Source organism: Pseudonocardia lutea (assembly GCF_042658055.1).
GTDB classification, from domain to species: Bacteria; Actinomycetota; Actinomycetes; order Mycobacteriales; family Pseudonocardiaceae; genus Pseudonocardia; species Pseudonocardia lutea.
Genome location: NZ_JBHSQK010000047.1, coordinates 91,475 through 116,623, shown reverse-complemented (window position 1 = coordinate 116,623; position 25,149 = coordinate 91,475). Strand labels below are relative to the sequence as shown.

The following is a 25,149-nucleotide window of genomic DNA, read 5'->3' as shown; positions in this document are numbered from 1 at the left end:
GGCGGAGGTCAGTGGGTGAGCAGACGGCGACCGGCGGCGAGCAGCGCGGCGTCCTCCTGCGGAGGATGCACGCGCACGCAGAGGACGTCGCGCAGGTGTCGTTCGAAGGGCTGGTGCCGGGTCAGGGCGGGGTTGCCGAGGGCGGCGACGGCAGCCTGGACCGCCGCGATCGCCGTCCGCGCGATCTGGACCTTGAGCACCGACAGCTGGGGCAGGTGGTCGGTGTGTCCGGCCTCGGCGCGCAGCAGCGTGCCGTAGAGCAGCGTCTCGGCCTGAGCGATCTGAGCGTCGATCTCCCCGGCCACGGCCTGGATCCGCTCGGTCTCGGCGATCGGGCGGCCCAGCGCGCTCGGGATCCGCTCACGGGCGTACCGGACGAAGGCGGCACGGGCCGCGCGGGCGACGCCGACGTAGAGCGCGGGGTGCCCGAAGCTCGTGATCCCGGCGGCTGCTGCCGGGTCGCGGTACACGCCGTCGGCTCCCCGCGGGATCTCGACGAACGCCCCGGCCGGCAGCCGGACGTCGTCGTACACCACGTCGTGGGTGTTCGAGGCGCGCAGGCCGAGGTGGTCCCAGGTGTCGATCCAGGTGATCCCGGCCGCGTCACCGGGCACGATCACGTGCCCGACGCGCGGGGCGGCCGGATCGCCCTCGGGCTCGTCCGCGACCGCCCAGACCACGTGATAGGCCAGCGCCGTCCCGCCGGTGGCGTAGGCCTTGTGGCCGGAGAGCGACCATCCGTCGGCGGTGCGCCGCGCGACCGTGGCCGGCAGACCCCCGCGGGCGGGCGCGCCCAGCTCGGGCTCGGCACGGATCGCGTTGACCAGGGCCGGCCCCGCGGCGCTGCGCCGCAGCAGGTCCGCGTAGGCGGGCGCGGGCCAGTGGTTCGCGACGGCCTGGCCCTGGTGGGTGGCCAGGGTGTTCGCGGCGAGCAGGGCGACCGACGGGTCCCCCTCCCCGAGCGCGACCAGGATGCGGACCGCGTCGAGCGGGCTCACCCCCGGCCCGCCGTGGCGCTCGGCGACGGTGGCGGTGAGCAGCCCGGCCCGGTGCGCGGCCTCGATCCCGGCCGTCGGGAGGGCGCCGCTGCGGTCGTACTCCTCGGCCGTCGCGGCGAGCTCCGCGGTGACCGCGGCGAGAGCGTCGTCGGACAGGTCCGGGACGGGCAGTGTCAGGAGCGTCGCCGTCATCGGGCACCGGCCAGGGCGTCGGCGTCGAAGCCCGGAGCGAAGGCACCCGGGTGGTCGGCCTGCAGCGTGCCCCGCTGCCCGGTGGCCTCGCGGTGGGCGAGCTCCTGGCGGACCAGCGGCAGGACGTACCGGCCGTAGTCGCGGGCGTCGGCGAGGGTGTCGTAGCCGCGGATCGAGACGAGGTCGGCGCCCACGTCGATGTAGTCGACGATCGCCGCCGCCACCGTCTCCGGCGTCCCGACCAGCGCGGTCGAGGCACCCCCGGCATTGGTGACGGCCGCGGTGCGGGTCCACAGCGCCCGGTCGTAGACCTCGGAGCGGGAGGCGAACTCCAGCGCCCGCTGCGACCCGACGTTCTGCGGGGCGTCCTTGCCGATCAGCTGCTGCCGGCCGTAGGCGCCCTTCTGGAAGGTCGCACCGATCTTCTCGGCGTAGTCGTAGGCCTTGCGCCAGGCTAGCTGGTCGGTGCGGTCGATGATCGGGCGGAACGTCACCCAGATCCGCGGGCGGGGGCGGTCCGCGGCGTCCGCGATGGCGTGCACCCGCTCGATCTGGGCACGGATGTCCGCCAGCGGCTCTCCCCAGAAGCTGAAGACGTCCGCCTGCCGGCCGCCGATCTCGAACGCCTCGTCCGACTGGCCACCGATGGAGATCGGGATCGTGTCGCCGTACGGGCGGAAACCGGGACCGAACCCGTCGAAGCGGTAGAACTCGCCGTGGTGGCTGAAGGATTCGGTCTCGGTCCATGCCCGGCGCAGCAGCTCGATGAACTCGCTGGTCCGCGCGTACCGGCGCTCCTTGGCCAGGTAGTCGCCCTGGCGGGCCTGCTCCGCGTCGTTCCCGCCGCTGATCAGGTGCACGACTGCGCGGCCTTCGGTGAGCTGGTCGAGCGTGGCCAGCTGCTGGGCCACGACGAGGGGGAACGCCGTGTTCGGCCGGACCGCGACGATCGGGCGGATCCGCTCGGTCAGCTGACCCACCGCGGAGGCGACCACGAACGAGTCCGCGCTCGACGATCCGTACGGCAGCAGGGTGTAGTCGTACCCCGCCTCCTCCAATGTCCGGACGTATCGCCGGAAGTAGGCGAGATCGATCCCGCGGGTCGGGATCGGTTCGAGCTCGGTCGACGGATTCAGGTGCGACAGGCTGATGAACTCGACCCTTCGAGCCGCGGTGGGTGGGACGACGCGATCGGAACCGGGCGTCTGGGTCGGCACGCTCATGGGTGATCTCCTGTGGTGGCGCGGGTGGGTGCGGCACGGTGGGGCCGGGCGCACGACGTCGGGCGCCCCGCGAGGACGGGTGGGTCGGGTGGGCGGCGGTCAGCTGCGACAGGGCGGGGTCACGGGCGCGCTCACAGCGCCTTTCCCGGATTGAGGACGTGGTGGGGGTCGAAGACGGCCTTCACCGCGTACTGCAGGTCGAGCACGTCGTCGCCCAGCTCGTCGCGGAGCCAGCGGCGCTTGAGCAGGCCGACGCCGTGCTCGCCGGTGAGCGTGCCACCCAGCTCCAGCGCGGTGGTGAAGACCTCGCCGGCCGTGGCCCAGACGCGCTCGTCGATCTCGTGACCGGGGTCGAGGACGAGGATCGGGTGCAGGTTGCCGTCGCCGGCGTGGGCCATGGTCGCGATCCGGATCCCGCTGCGCCGGGAGATCGCGGTGATCGCCCTGACGGCCTCGGGCAACCGGGACCGCGGCACCGCGACGTCCTCCACCAGCACCCGGCCCAGTCGCTCCAGGGCGGGCAGCGCCGCCCGGCGCGTGGCGAGGAGGGCCTCGGCCTCGTCCGGGTCGGTCGCGAGGTCCACCCGTCCGGCGAGGGGCGCGACGACCTCCCGGACGGCGTCGATCTCCGCGTCGGCCCCGAACCCGTCCGTCTGGACCAGCAGGAACGCGCCGTCCCGATCGGCCCCGATGGCCTCCAGGCATGCGGCGTCGAGAAGCTCGGCGACGGCAGGCTGCAGCCGGGCCGCGGTGATCGCGGCGGCAGCCGCGGCAGCCCCTTCGAAGTCCGGGAACCAGGCCGCGAGGGTTGCGGTCCGCACGGGGACGGGGCGCAGCCGCACCGTGGCTCCGACGATCACCCCGAGCGTGCCCTCGGAGCCGACGAACAGGCTGGTCAGGTCGTAGCCGGCCACGCCCTTGACCGTGCGCCGCCCCGTGGCGAGGCGGCGGCCGTCGGCCAGCACGACGTCGAGCCCGAGCACGGAGTCCCTGGTCACGCCGTACTTCGCGCACCGGAGCCCGCCCGCGTTGGTGGCGATGTTGCCGCCGATCGTGGAGATCGCGAGGCTGGCGGGATCGGGGGCGTAGCGCAGCCCGTGCGCCGCCGCGGCGGCGTCGAGGTGCGCGGTGATCACCCCGGGCTCGACGACCGCGAGCTCGTCCTCCGGCGAGATCTCCACGATCCGGTCCATCCGGGTCAGGTCGAGGACGATGCTGCCCTCGCCGGCCACGGCCCCGCCGGAGAGGCCGGTACCCGCCCCGCGGACGACGACTGGCGTCCGGGTGGCGTGGGCGTGCGCGAGGACGGCCGAGACGTCGGCGGCCGACTCCGCGAACACGACCGCGTCAGGCCCGGTGCCCGGGTCGTACCCGGACCGGTCCAGCCGGTGCGCGTCTCGCACTGCCGGCTGGGTGGTCCAGCCGGCGAGGGAGGACAGGGCGGCCTGGATCGACGGGGCCGGCAGGGTGCCGGTCACGGGCGTGCCCCTGTCGGGGCGGTGGGATCGCTCATCGTTCTGCTTCCGGATTCGGCCTCCCGGCCGTGTCGACGGACGCGGCGGGGCGGCGGCCCGCCTCGGGCGGGTCGGAGGAGGCGAGTCCGTGGGGACACGCGACGGTCGGACTCGGAGGGCGACGGACCCGCGGAGAGGGCCGCGCCGGGCTCAGAGGAAGCGACAGCCGGCGGAGTGCACCGTGCCGTGGTCGATCACCCGACGCTGGGTCAACCCGCCGCCGACGACCACGAACCGTGACGACGCCACGGGCGGGCACTGCCCCGCGCGCCGAGGTGTCGTCGAGTTCCGCACCCGAAGAGTGAAACCCATGACCGCGGGTGAGGTCCAGCGACGAATCCGCATCGGTATCGATCGTGGATCGTGATCGGTCGGCGCGGACGTCATGCCCCGCCCCGCCCGGCACCGGTCGCCACGGGCCGGTCCGGGTCGGAGGACCACGCCGACCACGAGCCCGGGAACAGCGCGGCCCGCACGCCCAGCGCGGCGAGGGCCGCGACCTGGTGCGCCGCAGTCACTCCGGACCCGCAGTAGACCCCGACGGTCCCCTCCCCCACCCCGAGCCCGGCGAAGCGTTCCCGCAGCTCGGTGGTCGGGCGGAAGCGCCCGTCGGGCCCGAGGTTGTCGCCGGTGGGGGCGCTCACCGCGCCCGGGACGTGCCCGGCCCGGGGGTCGACCGGCTCCACCTCGCCCCGGTAGCGCTCCGCGGCGCGGGCGTCGAGGAGCAGGCCGGTACGGGCGAGCTCGGCGGCCTCGTCGGCGTCCAGGACGGGCAGGTGGCCGCCCTCCAGCACGACGTCGCCGGGCTCCGGATGCACGTCTCCGGTCTCGAGCGGGCCGGCCCAGGCCGCGAGGCCGCCGTCGAGCAGCCGGACGTCGGTGTGCCCTGCCCACCGCAGCAGCCACCACGCGCGTGCCGCCGCCAGCCCCCCCGAGGCGTCGTAGGCGACGACGGGGCGGTCGGCCCGCACGCCCCAGCGCCGTGCGGCGGCCTGCAGGTCCGCGAGGTCGGGCAGCGGGTGCCGGCCGTCGGTCGGGTTCCCGGTGTGCCCGGCGAGTTCGGTGTCGAGGTCGACGTAGACAGCACCCGGCAGGTGACCCTCGCGATGGTGCTCACGCCCCCGCGGGTCACCGAGCGCCCACCTGACGTCGAGCAGTACCGGCGGCCGCGGCCCGGCCAGCTCCTCCGCCAGCCCGTCGGCGTCGACGAGCACGTCGAGCTCGGGCAGGACGGCCCGCAGGTCGGACTCGTCGAGCGACCCCACCGGCACACCGTCGGTGACGGCCCGCTGCAGCCGCGCCTGGATCGCGGCGTTGCGCGGCGCCGCGGTGCCGTGCAGGCGGGCGAGCAGCGCGATCTCGCCGTTGAGGAAGTCGGTCTCGGGCGGCGCACCGCGCCGCAAACTCTGCCAGGTCGAACGCCCGGTCGGCGAACGCCCCGGGATCGGCTGCGACGCGAAGAGGCTCAGGTCGAGCGAGGTCTCGCCGGGCAGGTCCGCGGGCGACTCGCCCGCGGCGCGGTAGACCGCGCGGGCCTCGTCGCGCAGCGCGGCCGCCGCCCGGTTGCGCAGCGGTCCGGCCGGGTAGAGCGCGTCGAGGGCGTTGCCCAGGATCGGCAGCAGCTTGCCCGCCTTCCACCGCGGCAGGTCGTCGACGACCTCGGCCAGGTGCCGGGCGGCACGCAGGTCCGCGGCGATCCGCTCGACGCGCTCGTCCCGGCCGGCCGGATATCGACCGATCCACACCACCCCGACCGCCGGGGCCGCGGGCGACTCGATCTCCCCCGGCGTCAGATAGGCCGAGGGTGACCACACGACGGCGCCGTACACCGTCGCGAAGCGGCGCAGGGCGACCCGCTCGGCGTCGAGGCCGTTCTGCAGGGTCACGACGGGCAGCACCTCGGCCGCCGACCGGGCCCGGCCGGCGGCGTCCTTGACCGGCCGCCAGGCCCAGTCGGCGACCGCGCCCTCCGCGTCCTGGGCCTTGGTGGCCAGCACGAGGACGTCGTCGGCCCGCAGGTCCACCTCGTCGGCGGCCGCCACTGGCACGGGGACCCGGTGTTCGCCGTCCGGACGCAGGTAGCGCAGCCCGTCCCGCAGGGCGGTGAGGTGGGCTCCTCGCGCGACCAGCACGACGGCCCGCTCCGCGGTGTGCAGCTCGGCGGCGAGAGTGGCGCCGACCGCACCCGCCCCGATCACGACGTAGCGGCTCATCCCAGGTCCTCGACACGCGCGATGGGGCCCCCGCCGAGACGCAGGCGCTCGAGGAACAGCACAGCGGTCGCGGCAGCGGTGCGGTGGGTCTGGTCGTTGAGGGCGTCGTGCACACCGCCGGCGATACTGACCAGCTCCCCCTGGGGCAGGTCCGCGTACCAGGCGCGGACGGTGTCGAGCGGGCTCACCCCGTCGGCCGCCCCGTGCAGGCCCAACACCGGGACCGTGATCGCGGCGGCCCGCGCCCGGTCGAGCCACTCGCCCGACACCGCACCGGCGAGCGCACCTCGACGCACGGCATCGTCGCCGTCCAGCCGGCCGCGGTGGGTCGGGCAGGAGGTCCGCAGGACCAACTCGTCGTCCCAGGCCGCGGTGGACCTGGCGTCGGCCGTAGGCAGTCCGGCGAGCACGAGCGCGTCGATCCCGGCGGTGCCCTCGGCAGCCAGCGCGGCGGCGAACAGCGCGCCGGTGTCCGAGCCCACCAGCACCCGCGGCGGCGGCCCGGTCTCCCCGGGCTCGTCGGAGGGGACGCTCTCCAGCAGCGCGCGGATCTGCGACCGCGCCCGCGCCTCGTCGACGGTGGGGTCCGACACCGCCCACACTCGGTATCCGTCGGCCGCAACGCGCCGACCGAACCGTTCGTACACCCCGGCATGCTCGCCCCGCCCGGGCACGACGACGAGAGTGCCGCGGGCCTTGATGCCCTGCGGCTCGGCCCAGGACGCGACGACGGGGACTGCACCCGCGACGGTCATGCGGGATCACCTCACGATTCCTTCAGGGTTCCTGCATCGGCGGAGCGCCGACAGGGGTGGGACAGGTTCGACCTCGGACCGGCACGGGGATGACCGGGCGCGGCAGGAGCCGCGATCAGCGGGAACAGGCCGCCGAGTGAACGGTGCCGTGGTCGATGACCCGGCGCTGCGTCAGCCGAGCCGCACGACGGACGACGGTCGGCACGGAGGGCAGAGCGCCCGTCCGGTGCGAAGTCGTCGTGCTGGCCACGCACCGAGCCAAGCCGAGCCGCGGCCCCTTGTCCAACGACGAATGTGCATCACAATCGATCAGCGAATGCGATCGGTGGTGTTAGCTTGTCGGACATGGCCGCTGTCCTGGACATCGTCGCGCTGCGCAGTGTCGTGGCGGTGGCCGACTGTGGCGGCTTCCACCGCGCGGCCGAGACTCTGATGCTGTCCCAGTCGGCGGTGAGCCAGCACGTCCGGCGGCTGGAGAAGACCATCGGTCGCCCACTGGTCCAGCGCGAGGGCCGGCTCAGCCGGTTCACCCCCGAGGGCGAGGCTCTGCTCGGGGAGGCCCGGCGGATCCTCGCCGCACACGACGCGGCGCTCGGCCGGCTCGGCGTCGGCGATCCCCGCGACTCCCTGGTCCTCGGCTCTACCGATCACGCCGCCGACGAACTGCTGCCCCGCGTCATGGACGCGCTTCAGGAGGTCTTCCCAGGCACCGCCGTCCGGTTCCGGCTCGACCGGTCCAGCCGCCTCAACGACGCCATCGACCGCGGCACGCTCGACCTCGCGATGTACATCGGCGACGTCGTCGACGGCGAGAGCGTCTCGGCCGGCGCCCTGCCGCTGACCTGGTACGCCGCCCCGGGATGGCGCCGCCCGACCGACGGGCCGATCCCCCTGGTCGTGATCGACAGCCCGTGCACGATCCGGCGGCGCGCGTTGCAGACGTTGGCGGACAACGGCCTCAGCGCCACGGTTGTCGGCGAGGCAGCGTATCTGGCCGGCGTGCTCAACGCCGCCCGCGGGGGGCTGGGCGTCGCCCTCATCGCCGATGTCGCTGCTCCGGAAGGCCTCGAGCCTTGCACCGACCTCCCGCCGGTCCCGTCGGAACGGCTGCACCTGCGGGTGCGATCAGGCTCGGACCCCCGTCTGCTCGATGCGGCGCTCCACGCGCTGAGCGCCGTGCTCCAACCCTGACCGATCGCTCCGAGTCGGCCCAAGAGAACCCCGGCCTCTCGCGGGCCCGAGGCCCCGCGCCCTGCGCGCCGACACGCTGCGTTCGATGGCGTGTCGTGGCACAGCTTCACCTCGCCAACACCGCACCCTGGAGCGCGACTGAAGGAGGTGGTGTCACAACTGGTGTCATGAGACCGGCGTGTCGTGACAGAACTGAGCAGCAATGCCGTGTTGAGCTGGGTGGGCGCGGCAGGGATCGAACCTGCGACCGCTCGGGTGTAAAGCGCGCGGCACTCCCCTCTCAGGCCTCCTACCAGCGACAATGCTGGCGCGAACTCCCCCTCCAGCCCCCTCGGCAGCACCCTTGAACGAGATTTCGTGTCATGACTGGTGTCATGAGATGCCCTACGCCGAGGTCGTCGAGCCTGACGCTCCTGACTATTTGCGCCCCCGCCGGGCCGTGTCGGTTCTGGCCTGCGAGGACGAACCGGAGCCGAGATCGTCGCAGCAGCAGGGGTGGCCTTTGCCGTGGCGCACCCCCCGGTCCGTATAACTGCCGGCAAGGAGGAGGAGCGACGCCCAGTAGCTCGGGACGCCACGCCTCAGCTGCGTCCCGCGGTCCCACACCCGGCAACCCTTTCCGCCCCTTCGGCACCGCACTGCGGGAAATGCGCAAGTCAGCCGGCTGACGTTTGCAATTTTGTGCGCAGAGCCCCTGTCTGGTCGCTAGTGGACGATCACGGTATCGGTGTCGGGAAGGGGGCGGCCTTGTTGCACGAACAGTGCGATCACCATCCCGACCAAGGCGAAGGCTGCCCCGAAGAACATGGTTGTGTGCATACCCGAGAGGAACGCCTCATCGGTGGCGATGCTGATGGCCGATGTGATCTCGGCGCCCACGCCGGTAATCGTCGGAGGGACTCCCTGTGCGACGGCCCTGGACGACTCCCCGGCAAGTTCTGAGATGAGGCTCTCGGGCACCCCGCTGACGCGCAGTCGGTCCGGGAACTGACCTGCCACGGCTCCGGCCATCACGGCGCCGAGCACGGATGTGCCGAGTACTCCCCCGATCTGGTTCGCGGTCTGGTGAACGCCCGAGGCTGCACCCGTGTGCACCTCGGGAGTGTTCATGAGAATTGCCTGCATGCCGCAGGTCATGACCAGACCGAGCCCCAGCCCGAGCACGGCGAAGGGTGCTGCGAGCTGGAGGAAGGGCCCTTGGATCTCGACGAAGCCGAACAGCAGGAAGCCGAGCGCGGCAAGTGCCATTCCGGAGACGAGCGGCATCCGGACCCCGAATCGCAGGACGATCCGACCGGCCAGTGACGACGCGACCACGTTCGCGATGCTCAGCGGGAGCACGTGCAGCCCGGCCTCGATTGGCGAGTCCCCGTTCACCTGCTGCAGGAACAGCAGCACGAAGAACAGAGACCCGACCAGCGAGAAGAAGGTGAGCACCGTGAGCCCCGCAGCCGCGCTGACCGACCTGTCGGCGAACAGGCTCAGCGGTAGGAGCGGGTTCTTCGCCCTGCGCTCGACCAACACGAAGGCCACCCCGAGCACCAAGGCCAGGGCGAGGCAGGCCACCACGACCGGGGCGGTCCAGCTCGTTTCTGGCGCGGTGATCAAGCCGAATACCAAGGCCAGCATGGTGGCCATCAGCAGCGCGACGCCGGGTACATCGAAGCGACCACCTGGGGCTGCCTCGCCCCGGCGGAGCAGCCGCAGGCCGGCAACGACGCCCACTACGGCGATCGGCGCATTGATCAGGAAGGCCCAACGCCAGCTGAGCTGCTCCACGAGCACGCCCCCGATGATCGGGCCCGCTGCCGACGAGGCGCCGATCACGGCAGCGAAGGTGGACAGGGCGATCGGCAACCGTTCCGGCGGGAACGAGAGCCGCAGCAGCGAGATGGCGTTCGTGATGATGAGTGAGCCGAACAGACCCTGTAACCCTCGTCCGACGACGGCCATCTCGACCGACACCGCCAGTCCGACGACCGCCGACGCGATCGCGAAGCCCGTCACCCCGATCAGGAAGACCCGGCGCCGGCCCCACCTGTCCCCCAGCCTCCCCGCGAGGACCAGGGTGGACGCCAGCGCCAGCAAATAGATGTTGGTGACCCATTGCAGCCCGCCCAGCGACGCGCCGAGCTGGGCGCCCAGCACCGGATTGGCCACCGCTGTGATCGTGCCGTCGAGCGCGACCAGGAATACCCCGATCGCGATCGTCACGAGCGCAAGCCAGGGATTGACCGACCGCGCTGCTTCTGACCGCACCGGGTCATCAGCGCGATCATCCTGGCCGTCGCCGTTCAGCGCTGCGCAGGAGCTCGATGGCGGGGATGAGGACACGGACTTCCTTCCGTCTCGAGGGTGAAGGTGAGATGACCGGAGAGTCAGCGCGCCGCGCGACCGTTCACCGGAGCGAGGGCGCCGACCATCTCGTACAGGCAGCGCTGGAAGAGGGCGACAGCGGATCTGACATCGTCGGCGTCGGGCGAGTCGTTGCGGCGCAACCACTCCTGCAACGCCACTCGAGAAGCAGCGGCGAGGGCGGCGACCGCGAGACGAGCACGCAGGACGTGATCGGAACCGTCTCCCAACCGACGGGCGACGGCAACGACCAACCGGTCCTCGTGGTCCGCTCCGCGCCGCAGGTTCACTGCGTAGAGGGCGGGCTCGTCCTGAACAAGGCGAGCGAGGCGGAGTCGTCGGGCAAGGGCGGGGACGGACCAGTCGGTGCCCCAACTGGCGTCGATCGCCGCCGAGAAGGCCTCCAGGATCGTCTCCTCCTCCGGACGCGCCTCGACCATCCGCAGGAAGTGGGCGTCGACCTCGTCCAGCGGCGCCATCGCGACGTCGTCCTTGGACGCGAAGTACCGGAAGAACGTGCGGGCGGACACCTCCGCCTCAGCAGCGATCTGCTCGACCGTGGTCTGGGCGTAGCCGTTCTCGAGGAACAGGCGCACAGCGGTGTCGATCAGGAGTTCATGCGTGCGTCGGCGCTTGAGCTCGCGGAGTCCGGGCGTCGAGTGCGGCACCACCCCATTCTGTCAGCCTCTGCCAGATGGCAGAAGCTGACAGGACGATGCTGTACCTCACATACGCCGGTCGAGCAGGGAGCGCGCCTCCTGCGCGGCCGGGGCCTCGGCGGCGAGGTGCGCGAGCCCGGGGGAGAGCTCCTCGCCGCGGTGCGCGACGGTCTGGGCGTAGAGCCGCCCGGCCCGGTACGACGAGCGCACCAGCGGGCCGGCCATGACGCCGGCGAAGCCGATCTGCTCGGCGGTCTCGGCGTGCGCGACGAACTCCTCGGGCTTGACCCAGCGCTCGACGGGGTGGTGGCGCTTGGAGGGGCGCAGGTACTGGGTGATCGTGATGATCTCGCAGCCGGCGTCGTGCAGGTCCTGCAGTGCGGCGGTGACCTCGTCGGGGGTCTCGCCCATGCCGAGGATGAGGTTGGACTTGGTGACCAGGCCGTCCTCGCGCGCGGCGGTGAGGACCTCGAGGGACCGCGAGTAGCGGAAGGCCGGGCGGATCCGCTTGAAGATCCGGGGCACGGTCTCGAGGTTGTGTGCGAGCACCTCGGGGCGGGAGGCGAACACCTCGGCGAGCTGCTCGGGGCGGGCGTTGAAGTCGGGGATGAGCAGCTCGACGCCGGTGCCCGGGTTCATCGCGTGGATCTGCCGGACGGTCTCGGCGTAGAGCCAGGCGCCGCCGTCGGGCAGGTCGTCCCGGGCGACGCCGGTGACGGTGGAGTAGCGCAGGCCCATCTGCTGCACGGACTCGGCGACCCGGCGGGGCTCGTCGCGGTCGAGCTCGGCGGGCTTGCCGGTGTCGATCTGGCAGAAGTCGCAGCGCCGGGTGCACTGCTCGCCCCCGATGAGGAAGGTGGCCTCGCGGTCCTCCCAGCACTCGTAGATGTTGGGGCAGCCGGCCTCCTCGCACACGGTGTGCAGGCCACCGGAGCGAACCAGGGTGGTGAGCTCCCTGTAGTGCGGACCCCGGCGAGCCCTGGTCCGGATCCACGCCGGCTTGTCCTCGATCGGGGTCTCGGCGTTGCGAACCTCCAGGCGGAGCAGCTTGCGGCCCTCGGGAGCGATGGTCACGGTGGTGCGTACCTCTCGGGACGGCGGGGCCGACCGACGGTCGTCGGCCGGCCCCGGTGGGACTGCTCTGTGGGGACTGCCCGGTGGGCGGAGCCGCTCAGACTGTCGAGACGGCCTCGGCGGACTGCGGACGGCGGCCGTGACGCATGAGCAGACCGGCCACCAGACCCACGACCGACAGCACCGCGGCGAGCACGTAGACCGCCGTGATGCCCGCGCCGCCATAGATCGGCGTGCCCTGCACGACCGTGACGACGGTCGTCAGCAGGATGGCGAAGCCCACCTGCACCGCGATGGTGGACCCCAGGCTGCCGACGACGTTGATCGTGCTCGCCGAGACCGCCTGCTGCTCGACGGGCACGGCCGCGATGACCAGGTTCGGCACCGCCGCGCTGATCAAGCCGCCACCGACGGCGTAGACGAAATACCCGATCACGACCTGCGTAGGCGTGTCGTGGGCGAATGCCAGCACGAGCGACCCGGCCGCGGCAAGGGCGAAGCCGACCCAGAGCGGGAGCCGGGCGCCGCGCCGCTCGGCCAGCCAGCCGACGACGAAGCCCATCGCCATGGAGATGACACCCGCAGGGCTGGTGTAGGCGGCCATCGCCGAGGCGGACTCGCCGAACCCGTAGGTGCCCCCCAGTTCGCGCGGGACCTGAACCACGAACGACAGCAGCACGAACTGCAGCGCGATGACACCCTGCGAGGTGAAGCTCGCGAGCATGGTGGTGACCACCGCGCGGCTGCGGACCAGGGTCAGGTCCACCAGCGGGAACTCCGGCCTGCGCTCGTAGCCGACCCAGGCCATGAAGACCAGGACGGCGACGACGAAGCAGCCCAGGGTCTTCCAGTCCGTCCAGCCCCACGTGGCGCCCTCGCCCACCCCCAGCAGCAGCACCGCGAGCGCGAGGCCCAGCAGGCCCGCCCCGGCCCAGTCGATGCGCGAGCGCACCCGCACCGGGCTCTCCGGGACCACCAGGAACACGAGGATCCCGATGGCCAGCGGGAACAGCGCGAGCGCCCAGAACACGCCCCGGTAGCCGAAGTTGTCGATCAGGACGCCGGCGATGATCGGACCGACGATCCCGGTCAGGCCGATGCCGGCGACGGAGATGCTGACCGCCATCGCGAGCATCCGCTTGGGGAAGATGTCCCGCATCAGCGAGTAGGTGATCGGGACGATGGCCAGGCCGACGCCCTCGATGGTGCGACCGACGACCACGAACGCGAAGGACGGCGCGAGCGCGACGATCGCGGACCCGACGACCATGGTCCCGGCGGCGATCAACAGCCAGCGCTTCTTGCCGTACATGTCGGCCAGCTTGCCCACCAGCGGCGCGGTGATCGCGCCGGCGAGCGAGAACGCGGTCGACACCCAGCCGATCTGGGTGGTCTGGAACGCCTCGGCCATGCCCGGGAGGGCGGGCGTCACGAGGTTGAACGCGTACGCCACCTCCTCCGACAACAGGACGAGGACGAGGAGGACGCCGATCCAGTAGGCGAGCGGGCGCTCCGGCACCGCGTTCGCCGTGACGGTGCCTCCCCCGACGGCGGGCTCTCCCGCGTCGGGAGCTCGGCCCGTGGTCGACGGTGACTGCTCGGACATGGTCGTGGCCTCTCTGCGCAACGATCCGAGGTGGCCGGCCGGGACGTAGTGGGCGTCACAGCAGGCGGCGTGGACGAACTATAGATTCGATCAGTTGATCGGGTCAACCGTTTCGGTCGACTGTTCTCGTCGCTCTGCCGCTCGGTTCAGCCGTGGGCGTGCAGAGGCTTGCCGACGAGGGCGAGATGCGCCTCGCCGACGGCCTCGGCTACGGTCGGGTGCGGGTGCACCAGGCGCGCGACCTGCGCGGCCGGCAGCCCGAGGTTGGTGATCAGCTGTCCCTCGGCGATGAGCTCGCCGACGTTCGGGCCCACCAGGTGCATCCCCAGGACGCGCCGGCCGTCGGGCTCGGCCACCAGGGTCACCGAGCCGCTCCCCGCGAGGATCTGGGTGCGGCCGTTGCCGGCGAGGTCGTAGCTCACCTCGACGGTCTCCAGGCCGCGCTCGGCGGCCTGCGCCGCGGTGAGCCCCACGGAGGCGACCTGCGGGTCGGAGTAGGTCACCCGCGGCACCCCGACGTGGTCGACGGGCTCGGGGTCGAGCCCCGCGACGAGCTCGGCGACCATGATCCCCTCCGCGAACCCGACGTGGGCGAGCTGCAGCCCTGGGCGGACGTCGCCGACGGCGAAGATCCCGTCGACCTTGGTCCGGCAGTGCTCGTCGACCGGGACGAAGCCGCGGTCGGTGTCCAGGCCCGCGGCCGCCAGGTCCAGCCCGTCGGTCGCCGGCTCCCGGCCCACCGCGACGAGCAGGACCTCTGCCTCCAGCGTGGCGCCGGAGCCGAGGGTCACCTCGACGCCCTCCTCGGTCGCCTTCACCTCGGTGACCGTGCTCCGCAGTTTCTGCGCGATCTTCCGCCGCCGGAACGCCCGCTCGAGGGCCTTCGAGCTGGACACCTGCTCGGTCGGCAGCAGGTGCGAGGCGGCCTCGACGATGGTGACCTCGACGCCGAACGAGCGCCACGCGCTGGCGAACTCGGTGCCGATCACCCCGCCGCCCAGCACCACCGCGGAGCGCGGCACCCGGTCCAGGGTCAGGGCGTGGTCGCTGGTCAGCACGCGCACGCCGTCGGGCTCGATGCCGGGGACCGACCGCGGCCGCGACCCGGTGGCCAGCACGAGCCCGCGCCGGGCGACGACGGTCCGCCCCTCGACGTCGACCGCCACCGGCGACACCAGCCGCCCGGTGCCGCGCAGGACGGTGATCCCCCGGCTGTCGACGAGCCCCTCCAGGCCGCGGTACAGCTTGTCCACCACCCGGTCCCGGTAGCTCGCGAGCCCCGCCGGGTCGATGCCCTCCAGGGTCGCGCGGACCCCGAAGGTCTCGGACTCCCGGGTGCGGTCGGCGACCTCGGCGGCCTGCAGCAGGGCCTTGGTCGGGATGCAGCCGCGATGCAGGCAGGTGCCGCCGACCTTGTCGCGCTCCACGAGCGCGACCGACAGGCCGAGGCCCGCCGCGCGCAGGGCGCAGGCGTAGCCGCCGCTCCCCCCGCCCACGACGACGACGTCGAACTCGGTCTCGGGGGTGTCGGTGTCGGGCATCAGTGCTTCCCTCCTGGTGCGGCGGCGGGGCCGCGGTCGTGGACGTAACGCCCCGGGGCAGGGTCGAGCGGGGCGAAGCCCGGCCGGAGCCGGGGGTCGAGGGCGGGGACCTCGGCGCCCGAGCGCTCGAGCAGCCACCGCGCCCAGTGCTCCCACCAGCTGCCCCGGCGGGTGTGCGCGGCCTTCGCCCAGACGTCCGGGTCCGAGTCCGTGGCGCCGTCGGTCGTGTAGGTGGCCTTGGGGTTGCCGGGCGGGTTGACCAGGGCCTGGATGTGCCCGGCGTTGCTGAGCACGTAGGTCGAGGGCCCCGACAGCAGCTGCGTGGTCCGGTAGGTGCCCCGCCACGGCGTCAGGTGGTCGTTGATCGCGCCGGTGACGTAGGTGGGCACCGTGATCCGGGACAGGTCCACCGGCGTGCCCAGGACCGTGAGCGCGCCCGGCTCGCACATCAGGTTGTCCTCGAAGCAGTCGAGGAAGGTGCGGTGCAGGGCGGCGGGCAGGTTCGTGCCGTCGGCGTTCCAGGCGAGGATGTCGAAGACCGGCGGACGCTCGCCGCGCAGCCAGTTCGCGACGACGTAGTTGAAGATCAGGTCGTTCGGTCGCATCCAGGCGAACACGGCGGCCATGCTGCGGGCGTCGATGACCCCGGCGCGGTCGGACCGGCTGCGCGCCAGCGCCAGGAGCCGGGGCGCGGAGAACGCCTCGATCGGGGCGGGCGCGTCGAAGTCCAGCAGCGTGACCGCGAGGGTGGCCGAGTGGATCCGCTCGTCGCCGAGGGCGGCCAGGTGGTTGAGCACCGTGGCGGTCAGCAGCCCACCCGCGCAGAACCCGACGACGTTGACGTCCGGGCTCCCGGTGGCCTGGCGGACGGCGTCCACCGCCGTAAGGATCTGGGCGGCGTAGTCGTCGATGCCCCACCCGCTCTGGTGCTTCTGCGGGTTGCGCCAGGACAGCAGGTGGGTGGAGACCCCCTGGAGAACGGCGTACTCGACGAAACTGCGCCCCGGCCGCAGGTCGAGGAAGTAGTAGCGGCCGATCGGTGGCGGGACCACGAGCAGCGGACGCTCGCGGACCTCGGCGGTGGTCGGCGTGTAAGCGATCAGCTCGGCCATCTCGTCGCGGCGGACCACCCAGCCCGGGGTCACCGCCATGTCCCGGCCGACCGCCAGGGCCGTGCGGTCCACCGTGGACGGCATGCCGCCGTTGTGCTGCAGGTCGTCCAGCGCGTTGCGCGCTCCGCGCACCAGACTGGCACCCGCGGTGTCGAAGGCGTGCTTGAGCGCCGCGGGGTTGCCCCACAGCTGGTTCGTCGGCGCCAGCAGCGCCTCCGCCGCCTGCACCACGAACCGCGCGCTCTCGTCGGTGCCGCGGGCCGCCTCCAGGTCCTCGAGCAGCAGGTCGAGCGAGCGGCAGGTCTGCAGGTAGAGCGATGCCACCCGGGAGTAGATCGGGCTCAGCGCCCACGCCGGGTCGGCGAACCGCCGGTCGCGCGGGTCCGGCCGGACGGTCACCGGACCGCGGACCAGCTCGACGCCCGCCTTGGCGAGCCGCACCGCCTCGCGGACCGTGGACCGGCCCTGCAGCAGGGTCCGGGCGGCTCCGCGGACGAGGTCGACGGCGGCGGGGATCGGTACCGGGTCGGTGCCGCTCACCGCGGCGACGGACTGGTCCGGGGGACTCGTGAGCCGGGGCGCGGGGACCGCCCCGTCGAGGCTGCTCCTGCCGGTGCGGGCGTCGGGTCGACCGAGGTCTCGCATAGGGGCACACTCCGTTGTGGCGAGCGGACGGGTCTCCGGAAGCCGCCGTCCACGTGCGACGACGCCGGCACTTGCATGCTCGAGGGGGCGTTCCCACCTCGGCGCCCCTCGACGGTAGAGCTGGAGGGGCACTCCCGCCAAGAGTGATTTGAACAACTGATTCAATCGTTTGTTCTGGTCAGGTGCTCCAACTCTCCGTACGGTGGGCACCCTCGACGAGCTGCGAGCAAAGGAGCCGCCATGCCCCCGACGCCCTCCCCCGCGTCCGCCCCCACGGCGACCGGCGCCGCCCCGGGGCCCGAGGCCCTCGCCGCCCTGCGTTCGCTGCTCGAGGAGCACGGCGAGCGGCCGCGCGAGCTGCGGGCGTCGCTGCTGTCCGGTGGGCGCTCCAACCTCACCTACACGGTGACCGACGGGCACCGGAGCTGGGTGCTGCGCAGGCCGCCGTTGGGCCACGTGCTCGCCACGGCCCACGACATGGGGCGGGAGTACCGCGTGATGGCCGCGCTGGCCACCACCCCCGTGCCCGTCCCCCGCACGGTGCTGCTGGACGAGGCCGGCGAGCTGCTCGGCGCGCCCTGCTACATCATGGACAAGGTCGAGGGGACCGTACTGCGCGACGGCGCCGACCTCGACGGCGTTGCACCCGGGGACCGGGCCCGCCTCGCCGAGGCCTTCGTCGACGCCCTCGCCGACCTGCACACCGTCGACCCCGCGGCGGTCGGGCTCGCCGACCTCGGCCGCCCGGACGGCTACCTGGAGCGCCAGGTCCGCCGCTGGCGCACCCAGCTGGCCGCCTCCCGGTCCCGGGAGCTGCACGACCTCGACCGGCTAGCCGAGCGCCTCGCGCAGAGCGTGCCGCCCTCGCGCGGCGGCGCGATCGTGCACGGGGACTTCCGGCTCGACAACGCCATCCTCGACCACACCGACCCGGCCCGCGTACTGGCAGTCCTCGACTGGGAGATGGCCACCATGGGCGACCCGCTCGCCGACCTCGCGCTGTTCGCCCTGTACTGGGAGGGGTGGGCGGGGTTGGACAACCCGTTCGCGGCCACGCCGACCGAGCACGGCTTCCCGACGACGCCGGGCCTGCTGGAGCGCTACGCCCGGCGCACCGGCGCCACGCTCGACGACGGGGGCTGGTACGCGGGCTTCGCCTACTTCAAGTTCGCCGCGATCTGCGAGGGCATCCACTACCGGCACGTGAGCGGCCTGACCGTCGGGGAGGGCTTCGACCGTTTCGGCGCCATGGTTCCCGAGCTCGCCCGGCGCGGCGTGGCGGCGCTCGGCCGCTGACCGTCCCTTTCGGAACCCGACCCACCGGAGACACGACCATGGACTTCTCGGCCGATCCCCGCACCGAGGAACTGAAGAAGACGCTCCTCGCGTTCATGGAGGAGCACGTCTACCCCGCCGAGCAGGCCTTCGAGCGGACCGACCCCACGCAGCCGTTCAGCTGGGAACGCCCGCCGGTGATGGCCGAGCTGCAGGCCACGGCCCGCTCGCTGGGGCTGTGGAACCTCTTCCTGCCCGACGCCGAGCACGGCGCCGGCCTCACGAACCTGCAGTACGCGCCGCTCGCGGAGATCACCGGCCGCAGCCCGCACGTGGCCCCCGAGGCGCTGAACTGCGCGGCGCCGGACACCGGGAACATCGAGCTGCTGCACATGTTCGCGACCCCGGAGCAGCGCGAGCGGTGGCTGGAGCCGCTGCTCACCGCCGAGATCCGTTCGGCCTTCTGCATGACCGAGCCGGACGTGGCCTCCTCCGACGCCTCGAACATCGCGCTGGAGATGACGCCGCTGCCGAACGGCGGGTTCCGCGTCGACGGCCGCAAGTGGTGGTCCACCGGCGCGCTGAGCAGCGACTGCCGGGTCCTACTGGTGATGGGTCGCAGCCACCCGGACGCGCCCCGCCACGAGCGGCACACGATCCTGCTGATCCCCCGGGACACCCCGGGGGTGACCTTGGCGCGCGGGCTGTCGGCCTTCGGCTACTGGGACGAGACCCACGGCGGCCACGCCGAGGTGCGGTTCGACGGCGTCGAGGTGGGCCCCGAGGCCGTCCTCGGCGAGCCCGGGAAGGGCTTCGCCCTGGCGCAGGCCCGGCTCGGGCCTGGCCGCATCCACCACTGCATGCGGCTGATCGGCATGGCGGAGCGGGCCTTCGACCTGCTCTGCGCGCGGGTCACCGAGCGCGTCGCCTTCGGCAGGCCGCTCGCCGAGCAGGGCGTGGTCCGCGAGATCATCGCGGACTCCCGGATCAAGCTCGAGCAGCTGCGCCTGCAGGTGTTGCGCTGCGCGTGGCTGATCGACACCGTGGGCGCGAAGGCGGCGGCGTCGGAGATCTCGGCCATCAAGATCGCCGCGCCGGAGACCGCCCAGTGGGTGATCGACAAGGCGCTCCACGTGCACGGGGCGGGCGGTCTCACCGCCGACCACCCGCTCGCGATGCTGTGGACCCAGGCCCGCGGCCTGCGGTTCGCCGACGGCCCCGAGGAGGTCCACCGCACCGTGCTGGCCCGCCGCGAGCTGCGGCGCTACCAGCAGGTGTGATCCCGCCGACGCGGCGGTCCGCCCCCCGGCCGCCGCGTCGCTACACTGCACCCCGGCGATGGGCTCGCCACCTGGCCGAGGCCCCGTTGCCCCGCGGTCAGGCGCCCCGCGGTCAGTCGCCGACGACGGCCACCCGGCCGCGCCTGCGGTCCGCCGCCTCCAGCCCCCCGCAGACGAAGTTCAGCAGGGCCTCGACCTGGTCGTCGTCGTGGGCGAGCGGGCCGCCCAGCATCTGCACGAGCGTCGTGACCGCGAGCGCCCAGCGCAGGACGGGGTCCGACCCGTCGCCGAAGCGCCGGCGGACCTGGGCCAGCAGCAGCGCCGACGCCTCGCTCGCCGTGCGTTCGAGCCGCTCGTCGTCACTGAGGGTGAGCTGGGCGACCACACGCAGCCAGTGCCGTCCGCGGACCGGCTCGCGCTGCAGCAGCTCGAGGTAGGGACGCGCGACGCAGAGCACCAGCTCGCGCGCCGTCGGGACCGTCGGCCTGGCCGCCAGCACCCGGGCGAGCTCGGCGACGCGGCGCAGGACTGCGTCGCCGTCGCGGACCAGGACGGCCTGCAGCAGGCCGTCGCGGGACCCGAAGTGGTAGTGCACGGCGGCCGGTGCCACGCCGGCGGCCTTGTTGATCGAGCGCACGCTGACGGCGTCCACGCCGTGCTCGGCGAACAGCTCCGCCGCGGCGTCGATCAACGCGTCGCGGGTGCGCTCCCCGTCGTGGACGGTGCGCGAGCGTGCCATCGAAGACTCCCTCCCGCCCGGGGGCGAGATGACGACGGGGACGCCGACCGCGCTCGTCGCAGGCCGACGTCCCCGTGGTTCGTGGGTTACCGCGGGCGACCGAGGTCCCGCAGGGCCTCGGTGATCGCCTCTGGGGAGGGCAGCATGGCCTCCTCGAGCGCGATCAGCTGCGGCGCGACGGCGTCCAGCGCACCCAGCCTGCGCACCCGGATCCCGGTCGGCAGCACACCGGTCGACGAGGCCTCGGCGATGCGCGCCACGATCTCGGCGCCCGGCCCCGCGGTGAGCGCAGCGTCGTGCACGACGAGCGCCGAGCCGGTCTTCGCCACCGACGCGTAGACGGTGTCCCAGTCCAGCGGAACCAGCGAACGCAGGTCGACGACCTCGACCTCGATCCCCTCAGCGGCCAGCTCCTCGGCCACCTTCAGCGACCGCTTGAGCATGTAGCCGTAGGTCACCAGGGTGACCGAGGAGCCCTCGCGGGCGAGCTTCGCCTTGCCGATCGGAACCACGTAGTCGGCGTCGGCCGGGACCATCGCCCGGTCGAACTGCAGCGGGAAGACCTGGTGGTAGAGCACCGGGTTGGGGTCCCGCACAGCGGCCTTGAGCAGGCCCTTCGCGTCCGCCGCCGTGCCCGGCACGACGACCTTCAGCCCCGGGAAGTGCATGCCCAGCACCTCGATGTTGGTGCCGTGCTCGGGACCGGAGCCCGCGTTCGGGCCGATCGGCGCGATGATCACGCTGGGGAGCGCCGGGAAGACGCCGCCGTGCATCTCGTTCCACTTGGCGAGCTTGTGGTAGACCTCGTCGCCGCCGATGAGGGTGAACCCGCCGAACCCGAGCTGCAGGATCGGCTTGAGCCCAGCCAGCGACGCACCGAGCGCCGCCCCGCACATGAACGCCTCGGTGATACCGGTGTTGAGCACGCGCCGCGCACCGAACTCGGCCGCCAGCCCGCGCTCGCCGCCGAACCAGCCGCCGTCCGCGACACCCTGGCCGAAGACGAAGACCGTCGGGTCGCGGCGCATCTCCTCCTCGATCGCCAGCCCGGTCGCCTGGGCGTAGCGGGTGCGGACGAGCTCGCGGCCCTCCAGCTCCGGCTCGGCGGGCTGCTCGCTCGGGATGAACACGTCCCGGCCCAGCACCTCGGGCCCGGCCTTCGGCTCGGTGAGCGACTGCTCGTAGGCCTTCGCGACCTCGGCGTCGGCCTCGGCGGTGAGCCGGTCCGCCGCCTCGTCGCCGATGGTGGCCCGCAGGACGTCGAGCGGGTCGCGGTAGCCCTGCAGGTGTAGGTCGCTCGTGGGGTCCGGGACGCCGTGAGCGTGGGTCTGCACCCGGTACACCCGGGCCTCGATGAGCGTGGGCCCCTCGCCGCGGCGGGCCCGCCCCACGGCCTCGGTCACGGCCTCGTACACCGCGACGGCGTCCTGGCCGTCGACGCGCACGCCCGGAATCCCGTAGGCGGCGGCCCGCTCGGCCACCGTCTCGGTGGGGCTGTGCGCCGCGAAGGGCTCGTTCACCGAGATCAGGTTGTTCTCGCAGAACAGGACCAGCGGCAGCTTCCATGTGGCGGCCTCGAGCAGGGTCTCGTGGAAGGTGCCGCGAGCCGCGGCGCCGTCCCCGAAGTCCGCGAGCGCGACCCGGTCGCTGCCCTTGATCCACTCGGCGAGGGCGGCGCCGCCGGCGAGCGGGAAGACGCTGCCCAGCGTGGCGCCCTCACCCATCAGCCCGATCTCGGGGTCGGCCCAGTGCGGCACACCGCCACCCTTGCCGCGGGTGGCCCCGGTGGTGCGCCCGAACAGGTCGCCGAAGATCGGGCCGAGGCCCATGCCCTTGCCGATCGCCCAGGCGGTGCCGCGGCCCTGGTAGAAGAGGTAGTCGTCGGTCCGCAGGGCGGCGCACGCCCCGATCGGGGCGGCCTCCTGGCCCATGCCGGGGTGGTACCAGCCGTCGAACCGGTGCTTCTTCAGGTGGTCGGTCATCGTCACGTCGACCGCGCGGGCCAGTGCCATCTGCCGGAAGACCGACTCCGCCCAGGTCTGGGACAGCTCGGGGGGAAGGGTCGCGGTCACGGTGTCTCCTCGTCGGGACGGTGTGCGGGAACCAGGTAGTCGGACAGTGACCAGGACTCGACCGCGGCGGTCAGCGTGGTGAGGTAGCGGATCGCCTCGCCGCCGTCGAGCGCGCGGTGGTCGAAGGTCAGCGACGGGCACAGCACGGAACGGATCTCCACCCGCTCCTCGGCACCCGCGCCCACCACGATCGGGACCCGGCGCAGGCCGGGCAGCCCGAGCAGGCCCACCTGCGGGGGGTTGAGCAGGGCCTCGGCCCGCAGCGACGGCCCGACCGCGCCCGGGTTGGACACGGTGAACGTGCCGCCGACGAGGTCCTCCCCGGTCAGCCCGCGACCGCGCACGCGCTCGGCGAGGTCCTTGACCGCCACGCCCAGCTCGGCCACGCCGAGCCGCTCGGCGGCCCGCACCACGGGGACCACCAGGCCGCCGGGCGAGTCCACGGCGACCCCGAGGTTGACCGTGCTCCACTGCAGCATCGCGGTCTCGGTGTAGCTGGCGTTCAGGTCCGGGTGCACCCGGAGGGCGGCGACGGCCGCCCGCATGAGGAACGCGAGCACCGACAGCTTCGCCTCGGGGTGCCCGGCGTTCCACTCCGACCGGGCGGCGAGCAGCGCCGTCATGTCCATCTGGACGTCCGCGGTCAGGCTGGGGATACGGGCGGCCGCCTCGAGGTTGCGGGCGATCGCGCGCCGCCGCGCCTTGAGCCGAACCCTGGTGTGCGGGACGTCGGCGTAGCCCTCCGGCACCACGTCCGTGGTGGGCTCGGCGGCCACCGGCGCGCTCATGCGTCCGGGCTCGACGGAACGTGCTCGGCGACCGCCTTGGCGATTACCTCGGCGTCCGCGTCCGGGTCCGCGAGCAGGGCGACCGTGGTCCCCACCGGGATCTCGGTGCCGGCCGCGACGTAGATCTTCACCAGCCGGCCCGCGGCCTCGGCCTCGAGCTCGGTGTCGACCTTGTCGGTGCTGACGTCCGCGAGGGAGTCGCCCTCCGCGATGACGTCGCCCTCGGCGACCAGCCACTCGTTGATCTCGACGTTCTCGACGGACCCGCTGAACGGGATCTTGACCTCGACGAGCTCGCTCACCGGAGACTCCTTCGCTGCAGTCGGCAAGGCCGCGGTCCGTCAGCGACCCCGGCGATTCCGAGAGAGTAGTTGAATCAAGTGATCGGGTCAATCGATCGGACGGGCCCGAATCCCCCCGCCCGAGGACGCGCGGCGCTACCGAGCGTGCGAGAGTTTCTCCACGGCCTCGGCCGCTCCGGGCGCCCACGGCACGTTATGTCCCGCGCCGGGAACGACGAGACGCTCGGCACCCAGCCGCTCCGCCACGTCGTCGCAGCCGGTCTCGAACGCCTCCGCGTGCCCGCCCGAGACGACGGTCGCGACCATCCCTGCCGCAGCGACCGCCCGGTAGTCGACCTCCGCCCGCCAGACCGGACGGGCGGAGCGGGCCAGCCCGACGTGTCGGGCCGTCTCGCGGGGCAGCGGCTCGTCGACCTCGATCTCGGCGCCCACCAGCTGCGCGAACGCCCGCAGCCAGGCACCGTCGGCCAGGTCCGCGCGCCCCTGCAGCGCCTCGAGCCCGCCCACCCACTCGCGGACGGCGGGCCGCTCGTGCACGGGCGGCAGCGGCGGGGGCTCGAGCAGGGTCAGCGACCCCACCCGGCTCGGCGCGGCGGCCGCCGCGAGCAGCGCGACGACGGCGCCGAACGAGTGCCCGACTAGGTGGACGGGCTCGTCGACGAGCGGCCCCGACAGGAGCTCGACGAGGTCCGCGGCGTCCCGCTCGTGGTCCTCGACGGCGCCGGGTTCCAGCGGCGGCCCCGGGGCGTACCCGCGCCGGGTGGGCACGAGCAGCCGGTTCCTGTCCGCAAGCCCGCGGAAGGCACGCCACGTGGCCCGCCCGCCCAGGATCGACCCGTGCACAAGTACGAGGGTCGGCCCCGCCGCGCCCCAGGTGCGCAGGTGCACGCCCCCCACACCTCAGGCGCTCTCGGCGGAGGGGCTCGACGAGGCGGTGGACGGGTGCGACGCGGCGCGCAGGATCGCGTCCAGTCCGCCTGCGACGAAGTCGACGAGCTGCGTCCGGTAGGCCGCCTCCGCCTCCGCGTCCGCATCGCCGGGGGTGCGCCCGATCATCTGGATCAGCGTGTTCAGCGCGAGCGCCACCAGCGCCGGGACCGTCTCCGGGTCGGCCTTCGGGTAGGCCTTCTCGCAGAGCTCCTTGAGCACCCGCGCCGCGGGGTCACCCTGCCGGCTCATCCGCACGTCCTGCGCGAGGCTGAGCTGGGCGATGATGCGCAGCCACCGACCACCCCCGACGGGGTCGTCGGCGAGGAGCTCGAGGTAGGGCACGGCGACGCAGTCCACGATCTCGTGGGCGGTCGGCCTGCGACGCCGCTCGACGAGCTCACCGGCCCGCGTGAGGATCTGCGGCAGGATCACTCCGCCCCGGCGGGCGAGCACCGCATCGAGCAGGGCGTCCTTCGAGCCGAAGTGGTAGTGCACCGCCGCGGGAGCGACCCCGGCCGCCTTGTTGATCGACCGGATCGACGTGGCTTCGACCCCCTCGTCGGCGAACAGCTCCTCAGCGGCCGTGATCAGTGCCAACCGTGTCTGGTCGCCGTCGAAAGGGGTGCGCTTGACGGCCATCCTGGCCTCCTCCCGCAGCTCCGGTGCACTGCGCACGGCGATACTA

20 protein-coding genes and 1 pseudogene are annotated in these 25,149 nt (G+C 73.2%); 3 read left to right on the top strand and 18 right to left on the bottom strand.

Going from position 1 to position 25,149, the window contains the following annotated elements:
- Positions 1 to 8 precede the first annotated feature (8 nt).
- The 6 genes and pseudogenes from ACFQH9_RS19615 to ACFQH9_RS19590 all read right to left on the bottom strand — a co-directional run bounded on the left by ACFQH9_RS19615 (position 9) and on the right by ACFQH9_RS19590 (position 6,895).
- The gene (locus ACFQH9_RS19615) at positions 9 to 1,190 is read right to left on the bottom strand and encodes an acyl-CoA dehydrogenase family protein (protein ID WP_379567612.1); all 1,182 of its coding nucleotides are present in this window, start codon (positions 1,188 to 1,190) and stop codon (positions 9 to 11) included.
- Positions 1,187 to 2,413: an LLM class flavin-dependent oxidoreductase gene (locus ACFQH9_RS19610; RefSeq protein ID WP_379567611.1), complete on the bottom strand. Its 1,227-nt coding sequence runs from the start codon at positions 2,411 to 2,413 to the stop codon at positions 1,187 to 1,189. Before ACFQH9_RS19610 ends, ACFQH9_RS19615 begins: the two co-directional genes overlap by 4 nt.
- Positions 2,414 to 2,544: 131 nt before the next feature.
- Positions 2,545 to 3,891 (bottom strand): FAD-binding oxidoreductase, encoded by a 1,347-nt coding sequence (locus ACFQH9_RS19605; protein ID WP_379567610.1) that lies wholly within the window; start codon positions 3,889 to 3,891, stop codon positions 2,545 to 2,547.
- A 419-nt stretch (positions 3,892 to 4,310) separates the two neighbouring features.
- Positions 4,311 to 5,141 (bottom strand): sulfurtransferase, encoded by an 831-nt coding sequence (locus ACFQH9_RS19600; protein ID WP_379567628.1) that lies wholly within the window; start codon positions 5,139 to 5,141, stop codon positions 4,311 to 4,313.
- Between the two features lie 90 nt (positions 5,142 to 5,231).
- Positions 5,232 to 6,140: pseudogene (locus tag ACFQH9_RS19595) on the bottom strand (ketopantoate reductase family protein); the annotation flags it as partial.
- Entirely contained in the window at positions 6,137 to 6,895 is a 759-nt protein-coding gene (locus ACFQH9_RS19590) for an alpha/beta fold hydrolase domain-containing protein (RefSeq protein WP_379567609.1), read from the bottom strand. The gene ACFQH9_RS19590 and the pseudogene ACFQH9_RS19595, both read right to left, overlap by 4 nt.
- Before the next feature lie 294 nt (positions 6,896 to 7,189).
- On the opposite strand from ACFQH9_RS19590, the gene ACFQH9_RS19585 reads away from it, so the two are divergent.
- The gene (locus ACFQH9_RS19585) at positions 7,190 to 8,086 is read left to right on the top strand and encodes a LysR substrate-binding domain-containing protein (RefSeq protein WP_379567608.1); all 897 of its coding nucleotides are present in this window, start codon (positions 7,190 to 7,192) and stop codon (positions 8,084 to 8,086) included.
- 705 nt (positions 8,087 to 8,791) lie between these two features.
- Here ACFQH9_RS19585 and ACFQH9_RS19580 read toward each other — a convergent pair.
- The 6 genes from ACFQH9_RS19580 to ACFQH9_RS19555 all read right to left on the bottom strand — a co-directional run bounded on the left by ACFQH9_RS19580 (position 8,792) and on the right by ACFQH9_RS19555 (position 16,973).
- Positions 8,792 to 10,300, bottom strand: a complete 1,509-nt coding sequence (locus ACFQH9_RS19580) for a DHA2 family efflux MFS transporter permease subunit (RefSeq protein ID WP_379567607.1) — start codon at positions 10,298 to 10,300, stop codon at positions 8,792 to 8,794.
- A gap of 164 nt (positions 10,301 to 10,464) precedes the next feature.
- Positions 10,465 to 11,109, bottom strand: a complete 645-nt coding sequence (locus tag ACFQH9_RS19575; RefSeq protein ID WP_379567606.1) for a TetR/AcrR family transcriptional regulator — start codon at positions 11,107 to 11,109, stop codon at positions 10,465 to 10,467.
- Between the two features lie 57 nt (positions 11,110 to 11,166).
- Positions 11,167 to 12,174 (bottom strand): lipoyl synthase, encoded by a 1,008-nt coding sequence (gene lipA, locus ACFQH9_RS19570; RefSeq protein ID WP_379567605.1) that lies wholly within the window; start codon positions 12,172 to 12,174, stop codon positions 11,167 to 11,169.
- A gap of 97 nt (positions 12,175 to 12,271) precedes the next feature.
- Positions 12,272 to 13,780: an MFS transporter gene (locus ACFQH9_RS19565; protein WP_379567604.1), complete on the bottom strand. Its 1,509-nt coding sequence runs from the start codon at positions 13,778 to 13,780 to the stop codon at positions 12,272 to 12,274.
- Between the two features lie 146 nt (positions 13,781 to 13,926).
- Entirely contained in the window at positions 13,927 to 15,321 is a 1,395-nt protein-coding gene (lpdA, locus tag ACFQH9_RS19560; protein ID WP_379567603.1) for a dihydrolipoyl dehydrogenase, read from the bottom strand.
- Complete coding sequence (locus tag ACFQH9_RS19555) at positions 15,321 to 16,973, bottom strand: PHA/PHB synthase family protein (RefSeq protein WP_379567602.1); 1,653 nt, start codon at positions 16,971 to 16,973, stop codon at positions 15,321 to 15,323. The genes lpdA and ACFQH9_RS19555 overlap by 1 nt, the downstream gene beginning before the upstream one ends.
- Positions 16,974 to 17,318: 345 nt before the next feature.
- Here ACFQH9_RS19555 and ACFQH9_RS19550 point away from each other — a divergent pair, with 345 nt between their 5' ends.
- A complete protein-coding gene (locus ACFQH9_RS19550; RefSeq protein WP_379567601.1) occupies positions 17,319 to 18,374 on the top strand; it encodes a phosphotransferase family protein in 1,056 nt (351 codons plus the stop codon).
- A 38-nt stretch (positions 18,375 to 18,412) separates the two neighbouring features.
- The gene (locus ACFQH9_RS19545) at positions 18,413 to 19,633 is read left to right on the top strand and encodes an acyl-CoA dehydrogenase family protein (protein ID WP_379567600.1); all 1,221 of its coding nucleotides are present in this window, start codon (positions 18,413 to 18,415) and stop codon (positions 19,631 to 19,633) included.
- Between the two features lie 112 nt (positions 19,634 to 19,745).
- Here ACFQH9_RS19545 and ACFQH9_RS19540 read toward each other — a convergent pair whose 3' ends face one another.
- From ACFQH9_RS19540 to ACFQH9_RS19515, 6 genes are all read right to left on the bottom strand, one after another.
- Positions 19,746 to 20,372 (bottom strand): TetR/AcrR family transcriptional regulator, encoded by a 627-nt coding sequence (locus tag ACFQH9_RS19540; RefSeq protein WP_379567599.1) that lies wholly within the window; start codon positions 20,370 to 20,372, stop codon positions 19,746 to 19,748.
- Between the two features lie 86 nt (positions 20,373 to 20,458).
- Positions 20,459 to 22,444: an alpha-ketoacid dehydrogenase subunit alpha/beta gene (locus ACFQH9_RS19535; RefSeq protein ID WP_379567598.1), complete on the bottom strand. Its 1,986-nt coding sequence runs from the start codon at positions 22,442 to 22,444 to the stop codon at positions 20,459 to 20,461.
- The gene (locus tag ACFQH9_RS19530) at positions 22,441 to 23,232 is read right to left on the bottom strand and encodes a 2-oxo acid dehydrogenase subunit E2 (RefSeq protein WP_379567597.1); all 792 of its coding nucleotides are present in this window, start codon (positions 23,230 to 23,232) and stop codon (positions 22,441 to 22,443) included. Before ACFQH9_RS19530 ends, ACFQH9_RS19535 begins: the two co-directional genes overlap by 4 nt.
- The gene (locus tag ACFQH9_RS19525; RefSeq protein ID WP_379567596.1) at positions 23,229 to 23,534 is read right to left on the bottom strand and encodes a biotin/lipoyl-containing protein; all 306 of its coding nucleotides are present in this window, start codon (positions 23,532 to 23,534) and stop codon (positions 23,229 to 23,231) included. The genes ACFQH9_RS19530 and ACFQH9_RS19525 overlap by 4 nt, the downstream gene beginning before the upstream one ends.
- Positions 23,535 to 23,669: 135 nt before the next feature.
- Complete coding sequence (locus ACFQH9_RS19520; protein ID WP_379567595.1) at positions 23,670 to 24,422, bottom strand: alpha/beta fold hydrolase; 753 nt, start codon at positions 24,420 to 24,422, stop codon at positions 23,670 to 23,672.
- A gap of 12 nt (positions 24,423 to 24,434) precedes the next feature.
- Entirely contained in the window at positions 24,435 to 25,103 is a 669-nt protein-coding gene (locus tag ACFQH9_RS19515; RefSeq protein WP_379567594.1) for a TetR/AcrR family transcriptional regulator, read from the bottom strand.
- Positions 25,104 to 25,149 lie beyond the last annotated feature (46 nt).

Coding starts and splice junctions, on each gene's coding strand:
- ACFQH9_RS19615 (WP_379567612.1), bottom strand. CDS start 1,190: ATGACGGCGACGCTCCTGACACTGCCCGTCCCGGACCTGTCCGACGAC.
- ACFQH9_RS19610 (WP_379567611.1), bottom strand. CDS start 2,413: ATGAGCGTGCCGACCCAGACGCCCGGTTCCGATCGCGTCGTCCCACCC.
- ACFQH9_RS19590 (WP_379567609.1), bottom strand. CDS start 6,895: ATGACCGTCGCGGGTGCAGTCCCCGTCGTCGCGTCCTGGGCCGAGCCG.
- ACFQH9_RS19565 (WP_379567604.1), bottom strand. CDS start 13,780: ATGTCCGAGCAGTCACCGTCGACCACGGGCCGAGCTCCCGACGCGGGA.
- lpdA (WP_379567603.1), bottom strand. CDS start 15,321: ATGCCCGACACCGACACCCCCGAGACCGAGTTCGACGTCGTCGTCGTG.
- ACFQH9_RS19550 (WP_379567601.1), top strand. CDS start 17,319: ATGCCCCCGACGCCCTCCCCCGCGTCCGCCCCCACGGCGACCGGCGCC.
- ACFQH9_RS19545 (WP_379567600.1), top strand. CDS start 18,413: ATGGACTTCTCGGCCGATCCCCGCACCGAGGAACTGAAGAAGACGCTC.
- ACFQH9_RS19540 (WP_379567599.1), bottom strand. CDS start 20,372: ATGGCACGCTCGCGCACCGTCCACGACGGGGAGCGCACCCGCGACGCG.
- ACFQH9_RS19530 (WP_379567597.1), bottom strand. CDS start 23,232: ATGAGCGCGCCGGTGGCCGCCGAGCCCACCACGGACGTGGTGCCGGAG.
- ACFQH9_RS19515 (WP_379567594.1), bottom strand. CDS start 25,103: ATGGCCGTCAAGCGCACCCCTTTCGACGGCGACCAGACACGGTTGGCA.